At 60.9% G+C, this 19,031-nt stretch carries 20 protein-coding genes; 8 read left to right on the top strand and 12 right to left on the bottom strand.

Annotated features, from left to right (window positions below):
• Nucleotides 1-93 precede the first annotated feature (93 nt).
• Complete coding sequence (gene mutS / locus C8K61_RS09030) at nt 94-2,661, bottom strand: DNA mismatch repair protein MutS (RefSeq protein ID WP_108095912.1); 2,568 nt, start codon at nt 2,659-2,661, stop codon at nt 94-96.
• A 71-nt stretch (nt 2,662-2,732) separates the two neighbouring features.
• Between mutS and C8K61_RS09025 the strand changes: the two genes are divergently transcribed.
• The 3 genes from C8K61_RS09025 (at nt 2,733) to recX (ending at nt 4,847) form a co-directional block, all read left to right on the top strand.
• Nucleotides 2,733-3,233 carry a CinA family protein gene (locus C8K61_RS09025; RefSeq protein ID WP_108095911.1) on the top strand — a complete coding sequence of 167 codons (501 nt, stop codon included), beginning with the start codon at nt 2,733-2,735 and terminating at the stop codon, nt 3,231-3,233.
• Between the two features lie 85 nt (nt 3,234-3,318).
• Nucleotides 3,319-4,377 (top strand): recombinase RecA, encoded by a 1,059-nt coding sequence (gene recA, locus C8K61_RS09020; protein WP_108095910.1) that lies wholly within the window; start codon nt 3,319-3,321, stop codon nt 4,375-4,377.
• Between the two features lie 8 nt (nt 4,378-4,385).
• On the top strand, nt 4,386-4,847 hold the full coding sequence (recX, locus tag C8K61_RS09015) for a recombination regulator RecX (RefSeq protein ID WP_108095909.1): 462 nt from the start codon (nt 4,386-4,388) through the stop codon (nt 4,845-4,847).
• Nucleotides 4,848-4,881: 34 nt separating this feature from the next.
• Here the strand turns inward: recX and C8K61_RS09010 are convergent, their stop codons facing one another.
• Both C8K61_RS09010 and C8K61_RS09005 read right to left on the bottom strand, forming a co-directional pair.
• Entirely contained in the window at nt 4,882-5,970 is a 1,089-nt protein-coding gene (locus C8K61_RS09010; RefSeq protein ID WP_108095908.1) for an LOG family protein, read from the bottom strand.
• A gap of 68 nt (nt 5,971-6,038) precedes the next feature.
• Entirely contained in the window at nt 6,039-6,437 is a 399-nt protein-coding gene (locus C8K61_RS09005; RefSeq protein WP_108095907.1) for a quorum-sensing-regulated virulence factor family protein, read from the bottom strand.
• A 607-nt stretch (nt 6,438-7,044) separates the two neighbouring features.
• Here C8K61_RS09005 and C8K61_RS09000 point away from each other — a divergent pair.
• Nucleotides 7,045-8,748, top strand: coding sequence for an OmpP1/FadL family transporter (locus tag C8K61_RS09000; protein ID WP_256589393.1), 1,704 nt, complete (start codon nt 7,045-7,047; stop codon nt 8,746-8,748).
• A 152-nt stretch (nt 8,749-8,900) separates the two neighbouring features.
• Nucleotides 8,901-9,611, top strand: coding sequence for a tRNA-uridine aminocarboxypropyltransferase (locus tag C8K61_RS08995; RefSeq protein ID WP_108095906.1), 711 nt, complete (start codon nt 8,901-8,903; stop codon nt 9,609-9,611).
• Nucleotides 9,612-9,633: 22 nt separating this feature from the next.
• Here the strand turns inward: C8K61_RS08995 and C8K61_RS08990 are convergent, their stop codons facing one another.
• Nucleotides 9,634-10,533 carry a DMT family transporter gene (locus C8K61_RS08990; protein ID WP_108095905.1) on the bottom strand — a complete coding sequence of 300 codons (900 nt, stop codon included), beginning with the start codon at nt 10,531-10,533 and terminating at the stop codon, nt 9,634-9,636.
• 216 nt (nt 10,534-10,749) lie between these two features.
• Between C8K61_RS08990 and erdR the strand changes: the two genes are divergently transcribed.
• Both erdR and C8K61_RS08980 read left to right on the top strand, forming a co-directional pair.
• Nucleotides 10,750-11,400 (top strand): response regulator transcription factor ErdR, encoded by a 651-nt coding sequence (gene erdR / locus C8K61_RS08985; RefSeq protein WP_108095904.1) that lies wholly within the window; start codon nt 10,750-10,752, stop codon nt 11,398-11,400.
• An 85-nt stretch (nt 11,401-11,485) separates the two neighbouring features.
• On the top strand, nt 11,486-11,851 hold the full coding sequence (locus C8K61_RS08980; protein WP_108095903.1) for a diacylglycerol kinase: 366 nt from the start codon (nt 11,486-11,488) through the stop codon (nt 11,849-11,851).
• 120 nt (nt 11,852-11,971) lie between these two features.
• On the opposite strand, the gene C8K61_RS08975 is transcribed toward C8K61_RS08980, so the two are convergent.
• Nucleotides 11,972-12,898: a LysR family transcriptional regulator gene (locus C8K61_RS08975; protein ID WP_108095902.1), complete on the bottom strand. Its 927-nt coding sequence runs from the start codon at nt 12,896-12,898 to the stop codon at nt 11,972-11,974.
• 118 nt (nt 12,899-13,016) lie between these two features.
• On the opposite strand from C8K61_RS08975, the gene fpr reads away from it, so the two are divergent.
• Nucleotides 13,017-13,796 (top strand): ferredoxin-NADP reductase, encoded by a 780-nt coding sequence (fpr, locus tag C8K61_RS08970; protein ID WP_108095901.1) that lies wholly within the window; start codon nt 13,017-13,019, stop codon nt 13,794-13,796.
• 130 nt (nt 13,797-13,926) lie between these two features.
• Here fpr and tsaA read toward each other — a convergent pair whose 3' ends face one another.
• The 7 genes from tsaA to C8K61_RS08935 form a co-directional block, all read right to left on the bottom strand.
• Nucleotides 13,927-14,619 (bottom strand): tRNA (N6-threonylcarbamoyladenosine(37)-N6)-methyltransferase TrmO, encoded by a 693-nt coding sequence (tsaA, locus tag C8K61_RS08965; RefSeq protein WP_108095900.1) that lies wholly within the window; start codon nt 14,617-14,619, stop codon nt 13,927-13,929.
• 130 nt (nt 14,620-14,749) lie between these two features.
• Nucleotides 14,750-15,520 (bottom strand): SDR family oxidoreductase, encoded by a 771-nt coding sequence (locus C8K61_RS08960; RefSeq protein ID WP_108095899.1) that lies wholly within the window; start codon nt 15,518-15,520, stop codon nt 14,750-14,752.
• Between the two features lie 193 nt (nt 15,521-15,713).
• The gene (locus tag C8K61_RS08955) at nt 15,714-16,178 is read right to left on the bottom strand and encodes a DUF1456 family protein (protein ID WP_108095898.1); all 465 of its coding nucleotides are present in this window, start codon (nt 16,176-16,178) and stop codon (nt 15,714-15,716) included.
• Between the two features lie 39 nt (nt 16,179-16,217).
• Nucleotides 16,218-16,928, bottom strand: coding sequence for an rRNA pseudouridine synthase (locus C8K61_RS08950; RefSeq protein ID WP_108095897.1), 711 nt, complete (start codon nt 16,926-16,928; stop codon nt 16,218-16,220).
• A gap of 72 nt (nt 16,929-17,000) precedes the next feature.
• Nucleotides 17,001-17,411 carry a low affinity iron permease family protein gene (locus C8K61_RS08945; RefSeq protein ID WP_108095896.1) on the bottom strand — a complete coding sequence of 137 codons (411 nt, stop codon included), beginning with the start codon at nt 17,409-17,411 and terminating at the stop codon, nt 17,001-17,003.
• A 66-nt stretch (nt 17,412-17,477) separates the two neighbouring features.
• Nucleotides 17,478-17,951: a VOC family protein gene (locus C8K61_RS08940; RefSeq protein WP_108095895.1), complete on the bottom strand. Its 474-nt coding sequence runs from the start codon at nt 17,949-17,951 to the stop codon at nt 17,478-17,480.
• A 49-nt stretch (nt 17,952-18,000) separates the two neighbouring features.
• A complete protein-coding gene (locus tag C8K61_RS08935; RefSeq protein WP_108095894.1) occupies nt 18,001-18,936 on the bottom strand; it encodes an alpha/beta hydrolase in 936 nt (311 codons plus the stop codon).
• Nucleotides 18,937-19,031: the final 95 nt, after the last annotated feature.

Genomic DNA, 19,031 nt, shown 5'->3' with positions numbered 1-19,031 from the left:
TCCTCGGCTCGGGAAACGATAGCGCCGATCCAGGCTAATAGATCGGAGCTTTCCCAAAGCGCGCGGGATTCTAACAGCTTGTGCGCACAGGCGTTAGATGCGTGCTTTCAATGTATATAACAGTTCGAGCGCACGGCGCGGGGTTAAATCATCGGGATTGATTCGGCCCAATTCCTCAACCACCGGGTGCGGCGCACTGGCGAACAGGTCACTTTGCATCGGTACCGACGGTTTGCCCGGCTCGCTACGTGGCGTCTCGTGTGGCAGCGCGGTGGTTTCCAGACGCGCCAAGTGCTCCTTGGCGCGCACGATCACATCGCCGGGCACCCCCGCCAACTGCGCCACCGCCAAGCCATAACTCTGGCTCGCCGGGCCTGGCAGAACGTGGTGTAAAAACACGATACGTTCGTTGTGCTCGGTGGCATTGAGGTGCACGTTGGCGACGATCGGCTCGCTTTCCGGCAACACGGTCAGCTCGAAATAGTGGGTGGCGAACAGCGTATAGGCGCGCAGGCGTGCCAGGTGTTCAGCCGCCGCCCAGGCCAGCGACAAGCCGTCAAAGGTGCTGGTGCCGCGGCCCACTTCATCCATCAGCACCAGGCTGCGGTCGGTGGCGTTGTGCAGGATATTGGCGGTTTCGCTCATCTCCACCATAAAGGTCGAGCGCCCGCCGGCCAGGTCATCGCTGGAGCCGATACGGGTGAAGATACGATCCACCAGCGACAGCTCGCAGCTGGCCGCCGGCACGAAGCTGCCGATGTGCGCGAGCAACACGATCAACGCCGTCTGGCGCATGTAGGTGGACTTACCGCCCATGTTTGGGCCGGTGATGATCAGCATGCGCGTGCCGTCATCCAGGCTCAGGTCGTTGGCCACGAACGGCGTGGTCAGCACCTGTTCCACCACGGGGTGGCGGCCCTGGCTGATGCGCATGCACGGCTCGTCGACGAAGCGGGGGCGGTTGAGGTCGAGGGTCAGGGCGCGCTCGGCGAGGTTGCTCAGCACGTCCAGCTCGGCCAGGGCGGCAGCGCTGTCTTGCAGCGGGCCGAGGTGGCCGATCAGGCGTTCGAGCAGCTCGTCATAGAGCATCTTCTCCCGTGCCAGGGCGCGACTTTTCGCCGATAGGGCTTTGTCTTCGAACTCTTTCAGCTCGGGCGTGATGAAGCGCTCGGCGCCTTTGAGCGTTTGTCGGCGGATGTAATCGGCCGGCGCCGACTCCGCCTGCTTGCTCGGCAACTCAATGAAATAACCATGGATGCGGTTGTAGCCGACCTTGAGGTTGGCCAGGCCCGTGCGCGCTTTCTCGCGCGTTTCCAGATCCATCAGATATTGCCCGGCGTTTTCGCTGAGCGATTGCAGCTCATCCAGTTCGGCGTCGTAACCGGTTTTCAGCACGCCGCCGTCACGGATCACCGCAGGCGGGTTGTCGATAATCGCGCGCGCCAGCAGCTCGGCCAGTTCCGGGTAGGTGCTGACGGTACCCGCCAGCGTCTGCACATGCGGGCTTTCCAGATTGGCCATGGCCATCTGCAGATCCGGCAGCGCCGCCAAGGCATCGCGCAGGCGCGCCAGGTCGCGGGGACGGGCGTTGCGCAGGCCGATACGGGCGAGGATGCGTTCCAGGTCGCCGATTTCTTTCAGCTGCGGCTGCAGGTTCTCGAAGCGGTAGCGTTCCAGCAGGCAGGCGATCGACTCCTGACGGGCGTCGAGCACTGCGCGCTGGCGCAGCGGGCGGTTCAGCCAGCGGGTCAGCAGGCGGCTGCCCATGGCAGTCTGGCAACGATCGACCACCGATTGCAGGGTGTTGTCGCGACCACCGGCGAGGTTGGTATCCAGTTCCAGGTTGCGGCGGCTGGCGCCATCGAGGATCACTGTGTCGTCGATGCGCTCGTGGCGCAGGCTACGCAAGTGCGGCAGGGCGGTGCGCTGGGTTTCCTTGGCGTAGCCGAGCAGACAACCGGCGGCGCCGATAGCCAGGGTCAGGTTTTCGCAACCAAAGCCTTTGAGGTCCTGGGTGGAAAACTGTTGGCAGAGGCTCTTGTGCGCTGAATCGCGCTCGAAATCCCATGGCGCGCGGCGGCGTGAGCCACGGCGTTTTTCCGCCGGCAGGCCTTGCGGCCAGTCATCGGGAATCAGCAACTCAACCGGGTTCAACCGTTCCAGCTCGGCCAGCAGGTTTTCCCATCCGGCAATCTCCAGCACGCTGAAGCGGCCGCTGGTGATGTCCAGCACGGCCAGACCGAACAGGCGCTCGTCACCGAGCACGGCGGCCAACAAATTGTCGCGGCGCTCATCGAGCAGCGCTTCATCGCTCACCGTACCCGGGGTGATGATGCGCACCACTTGGCGTTCCACTGGGCCTTTGCTGGTGGCCGGGTCGCCGATCTGTTCGCAGATCACCACCGACTCACCGAGCTTCACCAGCTTGGCCAGGTAACCTTCGGCAGCGTGATAAGGGATGCCGCACATGGGAATGGCCGTGCCGGCGGACTGGCCGCGCGCGGTCAGGGTAATGTCCAATAGCTTGGCGGCCTTCTTCGCGTCTTCGTAGAAAATTTCGTAGAAGTCGCCCATGCGGTAGAACATCAACTGGTCGGGGTGCTGATTTTTCAGCCGCCAGTATTGTTGCATCATCGGTGTGTGTGCGGAGAGATCGGTCATTCCCAAGCCTTGCGCGCAAAAGGCGCTAGTGTACGGTATCCCCCTCATCCTCTTTAAGCCCGGAGTTCGCCTTGGACGCGATTACCCAACTGGCCACGCAATTGGGCCAGGCATTGCGTGCGCTGGACGCACAAGTGAGCACGGCCGAGTCCTGCACCGGCGGCGGCATTGCCGAAGCCATTACCCGAATTGCCGGTAGCTCGGCCTGGTTCGAAGCCGGCTATGTCACCTATTCGAATGCGCAGAAAACCCGCCAGCTCGATGTGCCGCCGACCTTGTTTACCTCAGTGGGCGCGGTCAGTTGTGAGGTGGTGGAGGCCATGGCAAGAGGGGCGCAGGCGAAAAGTGCGGCGCGCTTTTCCGTAGCAGTCAGCGGCGTTGCCGGCCCGGACGGAGGTACAGCGCTAAAGCCCGTAGGCACGGTCTGGCTGGCCTGGGCGGACGGCGAGCAGCTATTCACCCGCAAACGCCTGTTTGCCGGGGATCGCGAAGCCGTGCGGCGACAAACGGTGGAATCCGCACTGGCCGGGCTGATCCGACTAGCTGCAGGAGAAATTCCAGATCAGGGGTAGGCGCTCGACTTGCGCTGTGGAATAATACTGGCTACTTATACAGTTGTTAGCGGCCGCTAGGCCCTCTTGATCACGTGAGGATTCAATGGACGAGAATAAGAAGCGCGCCTTGGCTGCAGCCCTGGGTCAAATCGAAAAGCAATTCGGCAAAGGCGCAGTCATGCGCATGGGCGACCATGAGCGCCAAGCCATTCCTTCTATCTCCACTGGCTCGTTGGGTCTGGACATCGCCCTCGGCATCGGCGGCCTGCCGCGCGGCCGTATCGTGGAAATCTACGGTCCGGAATCGTCGGGTAAAACCACCCTTACCCTGTCGGTGATCGCCGAAGCCCAACGCATGGGCGCAACCTGCGCCTTCGTTGACGCCGAACACGCCCTCGACCCGGACTACGCTGGCAAGCTCGGCGTCAACGTCGATGACCTGCTGGTTTCCCAGCCTGACACCGGCGAACAAGCGCTGGAAATCACCGACATGCTGGTGCGCTCCAACGCCATCGACGTGATCATCGTCGACTCCGTGGCCGCTCTGGTGCCGAAAGCGGAAATCGAAGGTGAAATGGGTGACATGCACGTCGGCCTGCAAGCCCGTCTGATGTCGCAAGCGCTGCGTAAAATCACCGGTAACATCAAGAACGCCAACTGCCTGGTGATCTTCATCAACCAGATCCGCATGAAGATCGGCGTGATGTTCGGTAGCCCGGAAACCACCACCGGTGGTAACGCCCTGAAGTTCTACGCCTCGGTACGTCTGGACATCCGCCGCACCGGCGCGGTGAAAGAAGGCGACGAAGTGGTAGGTAGCGAAACCCGCGTGAAAGTGGTGAAAAACAAGGTGGCACCGCCATTCCGTCAGGCTGAATTCCAGATTCTGTACGGCAAGGGCATCTACCGTAACGGCGAGATCATCGACCTGGGCGTTCAACTCGGTCTGCTGGAAAAGTCCGGCGCCTGGTACAGCTACCAGGGCAACAAGATCGGTCAGGGCAAGGCCAACTCGGCCAAGTACCTGGAAGACAACCCGGAAGTGGCAAAAACCATCGAGAAGCTGATTCGCGATCAGTTGCTGATGGCCGGTAAAGATGCCGCTGCTGCAGCCGCTGCCGCCGCGGTAAACAACACCGAAGACGACCTGGCTGACGCCTAAGCCCTGCCATGTCCGTTGTACTCGACAGCCCTGCCGCAGTACGACGGACAGCCATGGATTTGCTCGCACGCCGTGAACACGGGCGTGTCGAGCTTACCCGCAAGTTGCGCCAACGCGGCGCCCCGCCTGAATTGATCGAACCGGAACTCGACCGCCTGACGGAAGAGGGCCTGTTGTCCGAAGCCCGTTACCTCGAAAGCTTTGTCTCCTACCGTGCCCGCTCCGGGTATGGACCTGTACGTATCCGCGAAGAACTCGGCCAGCGCGGCTTGGCGCGCGCGGATATCGAACAGGCACTGCGCGAATGCACTGTCGACTGGCGTGAGCAGATGGCCGAGGTATGGCGGCGCAAGTTCGGCGAACAGCCGCAAGATGCCCGTGAGCGCGCCAAGCAAGGACGTTTTCTCGCCTACCGCGGTTACTCAATGGACATGATCAGCCGGCTGTTGCGTGGTGAGTTGTACGACTGAGTCCGCAATCCTGTAGGAAGGCCTGGCGGCGCTCCTACGGGAGAGGTGGGGTTGCCCAATTCTGCGGCGCATTGAGAAAGTCATACAGCTCACGCAACCGTCCATATTCCCTTCCCCGAAAGGTAAACGCCAAACGGCTTAGCGACGCCAGATCCGGCTCGTCGCCTTCGCTGTCGAATGGCCCTTGTTGCTGGACGAAACCGCCGCTTTTACACAGGTCGGAAAACAGTTCCGGTAGTTGCGCCATGGCCTCGGCGTTCAAAGCGTGGTGCAGGCGCACGACAAAACGCTCGTTCAACCAACGGCTGGAGTGGTAGTTGCCGTAGAAGCGGGTGATTTCTGCGACCGCGGCGTCGGCGCTGCTCGTCAGGGTCAGTAGTTTCTGGTCGCTGGGCAGGATGTAGCCGTTGCCTTCCAGTTGCTTGTGGATAAACGTCAGGGCGTCCTGCCAGAAACTGCCGTCGGGTTCATCCAGCAGCACCACCGGCACCAATGGGCTTTTGCCGGTCTGGATCAGTGTCAGCACTTCCAGGGCTTCATCCAGGGTGCCGAAGCCGCCTGGGCAGAGCACCAGGGCGTCGGCTTCTTTGACGAAGAACAGCTTGCGCAGGAAGAAGAACTTGAACGACAGCAAATTGCTACTGCCTTGCAGGGTGGCATTGGCGCTTTGTTCGAACGGCAGGGCGATGTTCAACCCCAGGCTGTGTTCCAGGCCGGCGCCTTCGTGGGCCGCTGCCATGATGCCGCCACCAGCGCCGGTGATTGCCATCAGTTCATTACGGGCCAATACCGCGCCGAGCTCTTTGGCCAGTTGGTAGAGGGGATGGTTGATTGGCGTGCGGGCAGAGCCAAATACGGTGACCTTGCGCCGCCGCTTGAACTGCTCGAGCACGCTGAAGGCATGCTCCATTTCGCGCAGAGTCTGCAGCATGATTTTCGCGTCCCAGCGATTGCGGTCAGCCTGTGCCATGCGCAGCACGGTGGAGAGCATATCGCGGTACAGCGGCGAGTTAAGGCTGGCGCCGGGGGCGGCGAGGGCGAGCAGTTCATCGACCTTGGACGCCAGGTCGGTGCCGCTGGTTTGCAGGTGGCGGTTCAGATAATCGTCCGGTTCGTAAGGCATGGAACAACTCCTTGTGCGAGAACCTTGGATCGGCAGGGTGTGTCCGACACACCCTTTTTCAGTAAAGCTTATTTGATCGAGCAGTCAGCTTTATTGAAGTTCTCGGCGGCGATGTAGTTGTTGGTTTTGTATTCGCTGAACTGGTAACGCAACACGGCGCCGCGAGCCAGCAGTTGGCGAAAGCCAGTGTTCTTGCAGACGCTGGCACCCAGTTGCTGGCGCACGGCGTCGGGGTTGCCACGCATCTGAGCGGCGTGAGCGGGTTGCACGCTGAGGTGGTTGATCAGTACGTTGCCGTCGACGGTGTAGCCCTGGTCGAGAATGTCTTCGTTGATTGCGCGTGGGGTGCCGACGCTGCTTTGCGTGGCCACTTGGTTGAGCAGTTTGCTCAGTTCGAAATCCTGCAGCGAGGCGGCGTGCGCAGCGGGGAGGGCGAAGCAGAAGGCCAGGGCCGTGAAGCGCAGCATGTAAATCTCCATATCGGTAAAGCGACTTGGACCCTGGCACCCAGGCTAGGTTCGTTACGCGGTCAGTTATCGTCGGGCCGATGCTCGATCAAGCGTTGCATCCTGACCAACCGACGAATGCAGATCAAGTTCGCTGGCCGATTCAGGCCATTTTCGCTCGGGCATCCCCTCTCATTTGCGGCAAACGCCGTCCAGTTGGCGAAGATCCTCAGGCAAAAAACGCCAGGTTCCTTCGTTCGAAAAAACTCTTCGATCTTTTTTGAATTATTTGGTCATACAAATTTGTACGGATTGGTGTGAATCGGTAACGGTTTTATTACACCCGGCAAGGGGGCGTGAGCCCTTTAACCATGGGCTTTGGGGGAAGCCCAGGTTTTACCAGGTGTTATCCGGCCATGTGGTTTGGCGCGCGGGTGTTACCCGCCTCAAGGCCGGATAAGACCGGAAGCAGTACGAAGGATTGGGGATCGTCGCACAGGAGGGGCCGGTCACAGGTCGCATACCGTTTCGTTCAAGAGTCGGTTTTACCACCGCTGTTTCAGAGGTCCCGATTGACCTGATCGGGTATGTGCAGCGGCTTATATCGTGCGTGTAGGAGTCGAGAATAATGATAAGAACTCGCCCATCTTGCTTGCAGACCGCAGTGTTCGGCGCAAGCGTGATGTTGGTCTGGACCTCCGGAGCCACGGCTTCCGGGTATCACTTTGGTTCGCAGTCGGTGGCCGCCCAGGGTACTGCCCATGCCAACGGAGCGGAGGCGGTCGACCCCTCGACCATTTTCTACAACCCCGCCGGCCTGGCGCGATTACCGGGTACGCAGGTCACCAACGGCATCACCATCGTCATCCCCAAGGGCAGCTTCAAAGACACCGGCAGCACCGATGCCTTTGGTAACCCTACCGGAGGCTCGGGTGCAGGCTCCTACTTGCCGGATGCGGCCGCGGCGCCGGACTTCTACTTCTCCAGCCAGATCAACGACAACATCACCGTCGGCTTGGGCATATTTGTGCCCTATGGCGCCAAGCTGGATTACAAAGAAGACTGGACCGGCCGTTACGGCATCCAGTCGGCCAACCTGGAAACGGTGAACATCAACCCGAGCATCGCCTACCGCTTCAATGAACATCACAGCATCGGCTTCGGCCTGTCGGCGCAGTACATCAAGTCGATTCAGCGCGGCGCGGCGGACGTGCAGGGTGCGTCGCGGCAATTGGCCGGCCAGTTCGTCGAGAAAAACCAGGCGCTCACCGAGTTGGCCGCCAACCCGATCGGGCAAATCGGTATTCCCTTGCTGTACCCGGGGCTGACCGTTCCCGACGAAATCACCAGCTGTAACGGCCAGACCGGCGATGGTTTCGTCGATTGCGTGGCAAAGAACTTCTCAGACAACGTCAGTGGCGACGGCTACTTCCGGGTCAAGGGTGACGACTGGGGGTTTGGCTGGAACATCGGCTATATGTGGGAGCCGACTGAGAGCACCCGCTTTGGTGTGGCCTATCGCTCGAAAATCAGCCACACCCTGGAAGGCGAATCGAAATGGAGTTTCGCTGGCGTCGATGGTGCTGTGCCTAGTCCAACCACTGACCTGACGCCGGATGGCACCACCATTCTCGGCGGCCTTGGTTTACCGCCGCGTGACCAATTGGCCCAGGTGCTGGACCCCAGCAACTGGATCAACCCGGGTAACTTCGCCGCCAGCAACCTGCACCCGAACTCGGATGCCAAGACCAGCATCGATACCCCCGAGTCGTTCTCGATCAACGGCTTTCACCAGTACAACGACAAGATCGCCTTTATGGGCGACGTGACCTGGACTCGCCACTCGCGCCTGGATTCAATTGCAATCCAATTGAAAGAAGTGAATGGCTACCCCTACTTCAACGGCGTCACCGAAGGCGATGCCACTGTCGATCAGGACTGGAACGACACCTACAAGATTTCCCTCGGTATGAACTACCAATGGGACAAGGACCTGATGCTGCGCACCGGTGTGGCCTACGACAAATCGCCGGTGAACGGCAGCGACCAACGCCACCCGGCGTTCCCTGATGCCGACCGTTACTGGCTGTCGTTCGGTGCCAACTACAAGCTGGACCAAGACACCTCCATCGACCTGGCGTACAGCTACGTGCAGTTCGCCAGCGGCAAGATGGATTACAAGGACGGCTGTTCGCCTGCCGGCTGGGCGCCGGGCGGCGGCAGCATGTATGTCGACAGCGGCAATCATTGCACCGGTAACGGCGGTAACTTCAAGGGTGAGTACGAAACCCGTATCCACTTCATCGGCCTGGCCTTCAACCAATCGTTTTAAATCCTGCCACTCTCAGCCTATAAAACCTGGCGGGTCGCTGGTCGACCCGCCCTGCGGTTTTGCCCCACGCCTCTGCTAGACTCGCCGGCTTTCTTTTTCGATGGTCGGATGTTGTCCATGATCAGCCTTCATTCCCTGCTCGAGCGCATGCCATGAGCCATGCCGTTTCGCGTTTGCGCGCCGAGCGCTTGGAAATGAGCTCCAAGCCCTTTACTGCCCGTGGTTCGCGGGCACCGCGCTGTGAAGGGTGCCGGGTGATCCCCGAATATTGCCTGTGCCACCTGCGGCCGCAGGTGCCGACCAACGCCGGCATGTTTCTGCTGATGCACGATGTGGAGGCGTTGAAGCCGACCAATACCGGCTGGCTGATTGCCGACCTGGTGAGCGATACCTTCGCCTACCGCTGGTTCCGTACCTCAGTGGAGCCGGAAATTCCGGCCCTGCTCAACGACCCACAATGGCAGCCGTACCTGGTGTTCCCCGGTGAGTTCGTCGCGCCGGAGCGGGTGGTGACTGAAGTGAAGGTGGAGGAGGGCAAGCGCCCGCTGTTCATCCTGCTGGACGCGACCTGGACCGAGGCGCGCAAGATGTTCCGCAAGAGCCCGTACCTGGACCAGTTCCCGGTGCTCAGTCTGCAGCCGGAGCAGCTGTCACGTTATCGCTTACGCCGCTCCAAGCGCGATGACCATTTGTGCACGTCGGAGGTGGCGGCGTTGTGCCTGGAGTTGGCCGGTGAGCCGCGGGCCGGGGCGGCATTGGACGCCTATCTGGATGTGTTTACCGCGCATTACCTGGGCGCCAAGTTTCAGCGCCCGGTCGATCCTGAAGATGACGTGCATCAGCGCATGGCTGAGTACCTCTAGGTCCTTCCATATAGAAGGTCGCTCAGGCGACCTTCGCTTCTGCCACTTCCTCAGCGACTTTTCTCGGCCATAGCTGCGCCACCAGCATGCCGGCGAACATCAGCGCGCAGCCGATGTAGCCGCGCAGGTGCAGCGATTCGTCGAGAAACAGCGCGCCGGCAATGGCCGCAAACACCGCTTCCAGGGAAAAGATGATCGCCGCGTGGGAGGCAATGGCGTGTTTCTGCGCGATCACCTGCAGGGTGTAGGCGATGCCCACGGAAATCAGGCCGCCGTAAATGATCGAGGGACCTGCAGTGATGATGCTGGCGGCGTGGATGTCTTCGAAGGTCAGCGCCAGCGCCAGACTGATTACCGCGCACACGGCGAACTGGATGGTAGCCAGGCGGATCGGGTCGTAGCGGCCGGCAAAGTAGCCCACCAGCAGCACATGGCTACCCCAGACAAAGGCGCCCGCCAGTTGCAGCCAGTCACCGGAGGCAACATGAAAACCGTCGCCGACGCTGAGCAGGAACATGCCGAACACTGCCAGCACGGCGCCCAACCACGTGCCGATGCCGGTCTTGTGGCCGAGAAAAATCCCCACCAGCGGCACCACGATCACGTACAGGCCAGTGATGAAACCAGCGTTGGTCACGCTGGTAAACAGCAGACCTACCTGCTGCAGGTTGATGCCCAACGCCAGCACCACACCCATCAGCGCGCCGCCAATGAACAGGCCGCGGTTGAACGGTTGTTTATTGCCGCGGCTGAGGAAATACACCACCGGCAGCAGCACCAGAGTGCCGAGGGCAAAGCGCAGGCCGGAGTACAGGTACGGGCCGATGGAGTCCATGCCCATGCGTTGGGCGACAAAGGCACTGCCCCAGATCAGCGCGGTAATCAGCATCAACAGGTCGGCGCGCAGGGCTTGGTTTCGCATGGTCGGTCTCGGCAGGAAAAGCCACGAACTGTGCCGTAAAGCTTAAGGCTTGACCACCCCATTCTGGCTCGGCATGCTGGGCGCCGCCGCTGCGCTCTGCACCCTGATGGGCAGCGGCTTTTCGTACATCGAGAAGCGCCCCCTTTCGTGCCGCCGCGATCAACCATCGCGAACAGACCCTCGCATAACGAGCGGTTCCTACAACAAGAGCAGCCCATGGCCGACTACGAAATCCTGATTGCCGACGATCACCCGCTGTTTCGCAGTGCGCTGCATCAAGCCCTGACCTTGGGCCTGGGGCCGCAGGTGCGGCTGGTGGAGGCGGCGAGCATTGCCGAACTGGAAGCGCGTTTGGGGGAGAAGTCGGACTGGGATTTGGTCCTGCTCGACCTGAACATGCCTGGCGCCTACGGTTTTTCCGGTCTGGTGCTGCTCCGCGGGCAATACCCGCAAGTGCCGGTAGTGATGGTTTCGGCCCAGGAAGAAGCCGCCGTGGTGGCCCGCGCCCGTGAGTTCGGCGCCAGCGGTTTCATCCCCAAGTCCAGTCCGCTGGAAACTATTCAGCAGGCCGTGCGTGAAGTGCTCGACGGCGATGTCTGGTGGCCGCCGCAAGCCGAAGAGGGCGCCAGCCTGTCGGCCGAAGCGAAAGCCGTGAGTGCCGGGCTGGCCAGCCTCACGCCCCAGCAGTTCCGGGTGTTGACCATGGTCTGCGACGGCTTGCTGAACAAACAGATCGCCTATGAGTTGAGCGTGTCGGAAGCCACCATCAAGGCCCACGTCACTGCGATCTTCCGCAAGTTAGGCGTGCGTACGCGCACCCAGGCTGCATTGCTGTTGCAACATCTGGAATCCATTCCTGCCGGTTGAACTGCAGCAGGTCTTTGGTTTTTCACGCATTTTTGACCGCGTATGGCGTAGCCTGCGGCCCTCATGAATTCTGGTTGTATTCCCTATGTCGCCATTCAAAGGCCAGACCGGCCTTAAACGCATCCTCAACGCCACCGGCTATTCCTTCGACGGCCTGCGCGCCGCGTTCACGGGCGAGGCGGCGTTCCGTCAGCTGGTGCTGCTCAATGTGGTGTTGATTCCGCTGGCCTTCTGGTTCGACGTCAGCCGTGGCGAACGCGCGCTGATGATCGGCGTATGCCTGGTGGCGTTGATTGTCGAGTTGCTCAACTCGGCGGTGGAGGCCGCGATTGACCGCATTTCGCTGGACTTGCACCCGCTTTCCAAGAACGCCAAAGACATGGGCAGCGCCGCGCAATTTGTCGCGCTGAGTCTGATTGGAAGCGTCTGGTTGGTGATTTTGCTGGGCTGAAAACTACTGCGCTCGGCTAGGCGGCGTTAAAAGCAGGTGCAAAAATGCTCATTGGCTACAGCCAACTCCGCTTTTGCCTTGCCTATCCTTCGCTCGCTACGTTTTCAATCTGTTTATATTTCAGGCAATCGCCGGCAATACAATCTCATCGCTGCGCCGCACCCCGGCGGTCAGCTTGCGGCATTGCTCGAGAAACTCGCGCATGGCGCTGGTCTGGTACTTCTGCTTGTGCCAGATGAAGTAGAACTGCCGCGTGAGGTCCAGCTCCGGGGTTTCAACCGGCACCAAGCTGCCGCGGCGAAACGCATCGCGCAAGGCCAGGCGCGAGATACAGCCGATGCCCAGGCCGGACTCCACGGCGCGCTTGATCGCTTCGGTGTGTTCCAGCTCCAGGCGAATATTCAATGCGGTGGGGTGATGACGCATCGCCTGGTCGAAGGTCAGGCGGGTGCCGGAACCCTGTTCGCGCAGAATCCAGGCTTCTTGCGTCAGCTCCAGCAGGGTCGCGCGGCCATTGGCGGCCAGCGGGTGCTGCGGGGCGCAGAACACCACCAGTTCGTCTTCCACCCAGGGCTGCACTTCGATGTCCGGGTGCTGGCAGTCGCCTTCAATCAGGCCTAGATCAATTTCGTAGTGGGCCACCTGTTGTACAACATGGGCGGTGTTCTGCACGTGCAGCTTTACCCGGCATTCCGGATGTTGCTGCATGAAACTGCCGATCAGCAAGGTCGCCAGGTAGTTGCCCACCGTCAGGGTGGCGCCCACCGACAACGAGCTGAAGCCGCCCTTGCCACCGAGCATGCGTTCGATCTCTTTAGCTTGGTCGAGCAGTGCCACTGCCTGAGGCAGTAATTGATGGCCGAGGGCATTGAGCGACAGGCGTTTACCGGCGCGGTCGAACAGCTGGCAGGCCGATTGCCGCTCCAGCTCGGTGACTGCGGTGCTGGCGGCGGACTGCGACAGCGCCAGCGATTCAGCCGCCCGCGAGACGCTTTCCTGCTGGGCGACGGCGACAAAAACCTGGAGTTGGCGGAGTGTGAAACGCATATCTATATAACCGATAACCTATATCTTAATAATCCACTTAACAGATATTGTTGTCGCCCTTAAAATGCCGCGCACTAGCACCCGTCGGTCGGGTGCATGCGATTACCGAGGAAGCAGCATGAGCAACTTGAACTCCGAGCGTGTGCTCAGCGTCCATCACTGGAACGACACCCTGTTCAGCTTCAAAACCACCCGCAACCCGGGCCTGCGTTTTGAGAACGGCCAGTTCGTAATGATTGGTCTGCAACAGGAAAACGGTCGCCCGCTGATGCGAGCTTACTCGATTGCCAGCCCGAACTATGAAGAGCATCTGGAGTTCTTCAGCATCAAGGTTCCGGACGGCCCGCTGACTTCCCAACTGCAGCACCTGAAAGTGGGCGACGAGCTGATGGTCAGCCGCAAGCCCACCGGCACCCTGGTGCTGGACGACCTGCTGCCTGGCAAGCACCTCTACCTGCTGAGCACCGGCACTGGCCTGGCGCCGTTCATGAGCGTGATCCAGGACCCGGAAACCTACGAGCGTTTCGAAAAGGTCATCCTGATTCACGGCGTGCGCTACGTGAACGAAGTCGCCTACCGCGAGTTCATTACCGAGCACCTGCCACAGAACGAATTCTTCGGCGAAGCGCTGAAAGAAAAGCTGATCTACTACCCCACCGTTACCCGTGAGCCGTTCGAGAACATGGGTCGTCTTACTGACCTGATGCGCAGCGGCAAGCTGTTCACCGACATCGGCCTGCCACCGATCAACCCGCAAGACGACCGCGCAATGATCTGCGGCAGTCCGAGCATGCTCGATGAAACCAGCGAAGTGCTGGACAGCTTCGGTCTGAAAATCTCTGCTCGTATGGGTGAGCCGGGTGATTACCTGATCGAACGTGCCTTCGTTGAGAAGTAAGCAGAACGCAAGTGAAAAGCCCGCCTAGATGGCGGGCTTTTTTGTGTGCGTTGGAAAAGCATCGCGGCTGAAGCCGCTCCTACGGACTGTGCGTAGGAGCAGCTTCAGCCGCGATCCCTGGAAAAGGTGATCAAGCAGGAACCACCTCGAGCACACAAATCTGTGTAGGCGTCGGGTAATGCCACCGCACCTGCACATCCCACAACTGCGTGCCATAGATGCGGCTCGGTTCCGGCTGTTGATAAGCCGGGCGCGGGTCCTGAGCCAGACACTGTTCGACCAACTCTTGCACCGGTTGCTCCAACCGCTGCCCATGCTCCAGCGCCTGCGCCAATGCACCTTCGCTCCACACCACCTCAATCAACCCGGGCGCGCCATCGGCCATGTGATTGAACGCCCCGCTTACCGCATCGGCATAGGGCACATAGGGTTTGATATCCAGCACCGGCGTGCCGTCGAGCAAGTCGATGCCCGACAGCCACAGCTTGCCGGCTTCAACCCGTTCCAGCTTCACCACCGACTGGCCAATGCCGTTAGGCCGGTGGGTGGCGCGGGTGGCGAACACGCCCATCGACTGATTGCCGCCCAGGCGCGGAGGGCGCACCTTCAGCCGCGGCTTGTCTTCCAAGGCCTGGTGAAAGAGGAACAGCAGCCACACGTGGCTGACCTGCTCCAGCCCTTGCACGGCTTCGCCCTGATCGAACGGCGGCAGCAATTCCAGCACCCCACGGGCTGCGGGGGCCAATTGCGGCTGACGGGGAATGGCGAACTTCTCCTTGAAGCAGGAGCGCACAAAACCGATGGGGGCGACCGAATAAGACATAAAAAAGCCCGGCTGGAAAACCGGGCCATCATACCTGTCGGAGGAATGACGTTTGCAGGAATCTCGGCTGAAGCCGCTCCTACGAGATTGCACATTCCGTAGGAGCGGCTTCAGCCGCGATGCTGTTGCTTTACATCGCAAACCCACCATCAATCGGAATCACGGTACCAGTCATATAAGCCCCGGCGGTGCTCGCCAACGCAATCGCCAACGCCCCCATCTCTTCCTCACGGCCCCAACGTTTCATCGGAATGATCGCGGTGTCTTCGGCCAGCGCTTCTTCATCGTTGGCGATATGGCTGGTCATCTTGCTCGGGAAACGGCCTGGAGCGATGACGTTGACGTTGATGTGCTGGCCGACCAGATCACGCGCCAGCGAGCGCGACAGGTGGTGCAGGGCGGCCTTGCTCGGGCCGTAGGCGTAGGCTTCTTCGCCATAGGAGGTGATGCCGGCTACCGAGCCGATATTGATCACCCGCGCCGGGCTGTCGCTGTTGCCGGCTTTGCGCAGCAGCGGCAGCAGTTTCTGGATGCACAGGAACACCGAGGTGACGTTCAGCTGCATAACCTTTTCAAAGCCCTTCACCGGGTAAGTTTCCAGCGGTGCGCCCCAGGTGGTACCGGCGTTGTTGACCAGAATGTCGAGCTTGTCGATCTGCCCGGTCAGTTGTTCGACCAGCGCCACCACGCCTTCTTCATGGGCCAGGTTGGCGGCGATGCCGTGGCATTCACCAAAGGCCGACAACTCGGCGGCCGTTGCCGCACAAGCTTCGCCGTCACGGGCGCAGACATAAACGCGGGCGCCGGCTTCCACGAAGGCTTTGGCGATCATCTTGCCAATGCCACGGGTGCCGCCGGTTACCAGTGCGGTACGGCCTTTGAGAGAGAAGTAAGGGTGCATGGGGCGTGCTCTTGTCAGGGTTGTTGTGCCAACACCCTAATGCGAGAGGCGCGATTACGCAGGGACTATTGCTTGCGAGAATAGAGAGGCATGCGGGTTGGTGTTCGTAGGAGCGGCCGGTCCGGCGCTCCGGTTAGCCGCGATGCTTTTTTTGATTTCAAGAGCATCGCGGCTGAAGCCGCCCTACAGGTGTTTATTTGTCCCGCACGCGCTGGGTCAGGCCCTTGAGGAAGTTGCGTAGCAACTGGTCGCCGCAGGTGCGGTAGTTGCTGTGGCCGAACTTGCGAAACAGGGCGCTGAGTTCAGGTTTGCTCACCGGGAAGTCGACGCTCTGCAGAATCTCGTGCAGGTCGTCTTCTTTCAGTTCGAAGGCCACTCGCAGTTTTTTCAGCACCATGTTGTTGGTGACTGGCAGTTCGATGGGCTGCGCCGGGCGGCTGTCGTCTTTGCCGCGCAGGTGGAAGATCAGGCCGTCAAGGAAATGCGCGAGCACTTCGTCGTCACATTCCAGGTAGCCCTCTTCCTCGTCCTTTTTCAGGTAGGCGCGCACGGTGTCGAGGTCGACTTCCAGGCCGGACAGTTGGATAACCTGGGCCACCTTGGGGTCGCTGAGGTCGAGCATGTAGCGCACGCTGCGCAGTACGTCGTTGTTGATCATGGTGCGGTCCTGAATGGGGAGGAGGGCAGAGCCTGCGCCTCAGAATTTTTCGGTTTTGGCCAGGTAGCGCCATTGCCCGGCGGGCAGCTTGCCCATGGAGACGCCGCCGATGCGGATGCGCTTTATGCCGACCGGCGTGAGTCCCACGCTGGCGCACAGGGCGGCGAGCAGGCCCGGTGTCGGGTTTTTCAATACGATGCGCAGGCGGGTTTCGTTTTGCCAGCTGGCTTTCACCGGCGGCAGTACCTTGCCCTTGATGGTGCGGCCCTGGTTCAAGCGGCTGAGGCCGTGCTCGATGATGTCGCCGGTCACTTCCACCACGTATTCCTGTTCCAGCTTGGCCAGGTCGTCGGTGAGCTTGCGCAGAATCTTCCAGTCTTGGGTGAACACCAGCAAACCGGCGGCGTTGTGCTGCAACGGTGCGGCGCTGTTCAGGCGCAGGAAGTGGCCTTTGAGCGGGCGGGTGCCAAAGCGGTGTTCCGCCGACAGGGTGGCTGGGCTGATCAGCGCGTGGGCGGCGTCGATATCCAGGTCGGGCGTCTGGTGAAACAGAATGGTCACCGGCTCAGGCGGAGTGAGTACCGCGTCCGGCAACAGAGCGACCGTCTGTTCGGCTACCTTGAACTGCGGTTCGTCCACCACCTCACCATCGACCGTTACCCAGCCGCCCTCGATATACAGCTCGGCCTCGCGACGCGAGCAGCCGATCACTTCGATCAGGCGTTTGGAAAGGCGAATGGGGTCTGTCATGACGAGGGCCGGGAAGCGTAATGGGCGGGCATTGTAACAATGCCTGCTGTCGCCGGGCTGGCTTTTCGGCCGTCAGGCATCAGGCGTATCCGTGTCCAGCGTACCGAACGCCAATCGCTCCCGTGCAGAGCCCGCCAGGGCCTCATATTTGCGGCGAAAAATATCGAGCTTTTTATCGTCCAGTTCTTCGAGGTCCAGCAGGGCGTTATGGGCGCCCTGGGTGGCGCGGATCAGTTCGTCGAGTTTGATCTGAATGGCTTGAGTATCGCGGTTCTGGGTGTTCTGAATCAGGAAAACCATCAGGAACGTGACAATGGTGGTGCCGGTGTTGATCACCAATTGCCAGGTGTCGCTGTAGTGGAACAGCGGCCCGCTGATGAGCCATACCACGATCACTCCAATGGCGATGGCAAATACCGGTGGCTTGCCACAAAACCGCGCTGCCGCTTTGGCGAACTGGGCGTAAAGGGAGCCGTTGTCCATGTATCACCTCATTGAAAGCGCCGTATGCAGCGCTCGGTGAGTGTGGCCCTAAACCCGGGGTAGCGCTCAGGCAGCTGCGAAGGCTTTGCGCAGGGCGGCGATATCCAGCTTGATCATCCCCATCATGGCGCTGAAAGCCCGTTGCGCGGCGGCTTTGTCGGGGCTGTTGAGCATGTCGTAGAGGGCGGTGGGCACCACTTGCCAGGACACCCCGTATTTATCGGTCAGCCAACCGCATTGCACTTCCTGGCCGCCCTCGCTCAGTGCGGCCCAGAGGCGGTCGACCTCGACCTGGTCAACGCAGTTGGCGACAAACGACACCGCCGGCGAGAACTGGAACTCGGGCCCGCCATTGAGGGCGATGAATTCTTCGCCATCCAGGCTGAAACGCACGGTCATCACGGTGCCGGCAGGCTTGGGCGCGCCTTCGAGAAAGTAGTTGGTTTCGATGATCCGCGAATTGCGAAACACCGATACGTAGAACTTCGCCGCTTCTTCGGCCTGGGTGTCGAACCACAGGCAGGGACCGATTTTTTGCATGACGGGGCTCCTGTTCGCTAGGGCATGGAGTTATCCAGTCTAGCTGCCCCTATCGGCCCAGGCGTTTGGTCACGTCGATATCCAGCCCGGCCATGAAGTGTTCCACCGCATCGGTGTAGGCGCCTGGCGTGCCGAGAAGTTGGTTGATTTCCTTGTGGCTCATGTCCTGCTTGAGCACGCTGATGCTGACGCCCAAGGCCGCGCCATGGCTGGCAAACAGCTGCGCTTGCTCGCAGGCAACTTCGCGGCGGGTGGAGCATACGGCGAGGATCGGCGCGGCGCCGCTGGCCAGCACATAGTTGGGTGAAGTCTGCTGCCAGTAGGCCGGGTCGCTACCAAAGGCCTGGTCATAGAAGCGCATGTGGCGCGCCTGCATGATCTTCTCCACATCCAGCGCGGCGCTGTCCAGGGCCACAGTGCCAAGCCAGGGTTTGGCGCCCTGAGCGGCCGCCAAACTAGGCGAGGCGGCCAGCAGGGCGACCAGGTGGGCGCCCGCCGAGTGGCCAATGACAATCACGTGGTTGGCCGAGCCGCCCCAGCTAGCGGCTTTGGCTTGGGTCATGGCCAGCGCCTTGGCGACTGCTTCGGCCTGTTGCAGCGGCTTGGCGTCCGGCAACAGCGGGTAGTTGGTGGAGACGAAGATAAAACCCTGACTTACCCAGCGCGCGATCTTGTTGGCCACCACTTGCTGGGCGTCTTTGTCACCGGTTTTCCAGGCGCCACCGTGGACCATAAAAATGATCGGGGCATTTCTGGGTTTTGCTGGCAGGTAAACATCCATACGCTCGCGCTCGGCGGGGCCGTAGGCGAGGTCTTTGATGGCCGTGGCGCCGGCGGGCAGTTCTAGCGGGGCTGAGGCAGCGCTGTCCTGCTGGCGCTCGGCGCGGCGCTCTTTGATCGCGTCCAATAGCGGGCCGGCGAGGGTGGCTTGGCAGAAAAGCGCGAGCAGCAGCACGAGGGCAGAGCGGGGGAAACGCAGCGACATGGCGGGCTCCTGAAACGGGGGAACTGTCGGGGCGTTGGTTATACGAAGTACCGGCCACAACACCTGCGAATAATAAGGTCAAAAGCTCGCGGCTA

This window comes from Pseudomonas sp. GV071 (assembly GCF_003050835.1).
In the GTDB taxonomy this organism is placed as follows: Bacteria; Pseudomonadota; Gammaproteobacteria; order Pseudomonadales; family Pseudomonadaceae; genus Aquipseudomonas.
This window is presented reverse-complemented; position numbering and strand designations above follow the sequence as displayed.

Coding starts and splice junctions, on each gene's coding strand:
- fpr (WP_108095901.1), top strand. CDS start 13,017: ATGAGCAACTTGAACTCCGAGCGTGTGCTCAGCGTCCATCACTGGAAC.
- C8K61_RS08975 (WP_108095902.1), bottom strand. CDS start 12,898: ATGCGTTTCACACTCCGCCAACTCCAGGTTTTTGTCGCCGTCGCCCAG.
- C8K61_RS09010 (WP_108095908.1), bottom strand. CDS start 5,970: ATGCCTTACGAACCGGACGATTATCTGAACCGCCACCTGCAAACCAGC.
- C8K61_RS08945 (WP_108095896.1), bottom strand. CDS start 17,411: ATGGACAACGGCTCCCTTTACGCCCAGTTCGCCAAAGCGGCAGCGCGG.
- C8K61_RS08955 (WP_108095898.1), bottom strand. CDS start 16,178: ATGATCAACAACGACGTACTGCGCAGCGTGCGCTACATGCTCGACCTC.
- C8K61_RS09000 (WP_256589393.1), top strand. CDS start 7,045: ATGATAAGAACTCGCCCATCTTGCTTGCAGACCGCAGTGTTCGGCGCA.
- mutS (WP_108095912.1), bottom strand. CDS start 2,661: ATGACCGATCTCTCCGCACACACACCGATGATGCAACAATACTGGCGG.
- erdR (WP_108095904.1), top strand. CDS start 10,750: ATGGCCGACTACGAAATCCTGATTGCCGACGATCACCCGCTGTTTCGC.
- recA (WP_108095910.1), top strand. CDS start 3,319: ATGGACGAGAATAAGAAGCGCGCCTTGGCTGCAGCCCTGGGTCAAATC.
- tsaA (WP_108095900.1), bottom strand. CDS start 14,619: ATGTCTTATTCGGTCGCCCCCATCGGTTTTGTGCGCTCCTGCTTCAAG.
- C8K61_RS09005 (WP_108095907.1), bottom strand. CDS start 6,437: ATGCTGCGCTTCACGGCCCTGGCCTTCTGCTTCGCCCTCCCCGCTGCG.
- C8K61_RS08980 (WP_108095903.1), top strand. CDS start 11,486: ATGTCGCCATTCAAAGGCCAGACCGGCCTTAAACGCATCCTCAACGCC.
- C8K61_RS08995 (WP_108095906.1), top strand. CDS start 8,901: ATGAGCCATGCCGTTTCGCGTTTGCGCGCCGAGCGCTTGGAAATGAGC.
- C8K61_RS08960 (WP_108095899.1), bottom strand. CDS start 15,520: ATGCACCCTTACTTCTCTCTCAAAGGCCGTACCGCACTGGTAACCGGC.
- C8K61_RS08935 (WP_108095894.1), bottom strand. CDS start 18,936: ATGTCGCTGCGTTTCCCCCGCTCTGCCCTCGTGCTGCTGCTCGCGCTT.
- C8K61_RS08940 (WP_108095895.1), bottom strand. CDS start 17,951: ATGCAAAAAATCGGTCCCTGCCTGTGGTTCGACACCCAGGCCGAAGAA.
- recX (WP_108095909.1), top strand. CDS start 4,386: ATGTCCGTTGTACTCGACAGCCCTGCCGCAGTACGACGGACAGCCATG.
- C8K61_RS08990 (WP_108095905.1), bottom strand. CDS start 10,533: ATGCGAAACCAAGCCCTGCGCGCCGACCTGTTGATGCTGATTACCGCG.
- C8K61_RS08950 (WP_108095897.1), bottom strand. CDS start 16,928: ATGACAGACCCCATTCGCCTTTCCAAACGCCTGATCGAAGTGATCGGC.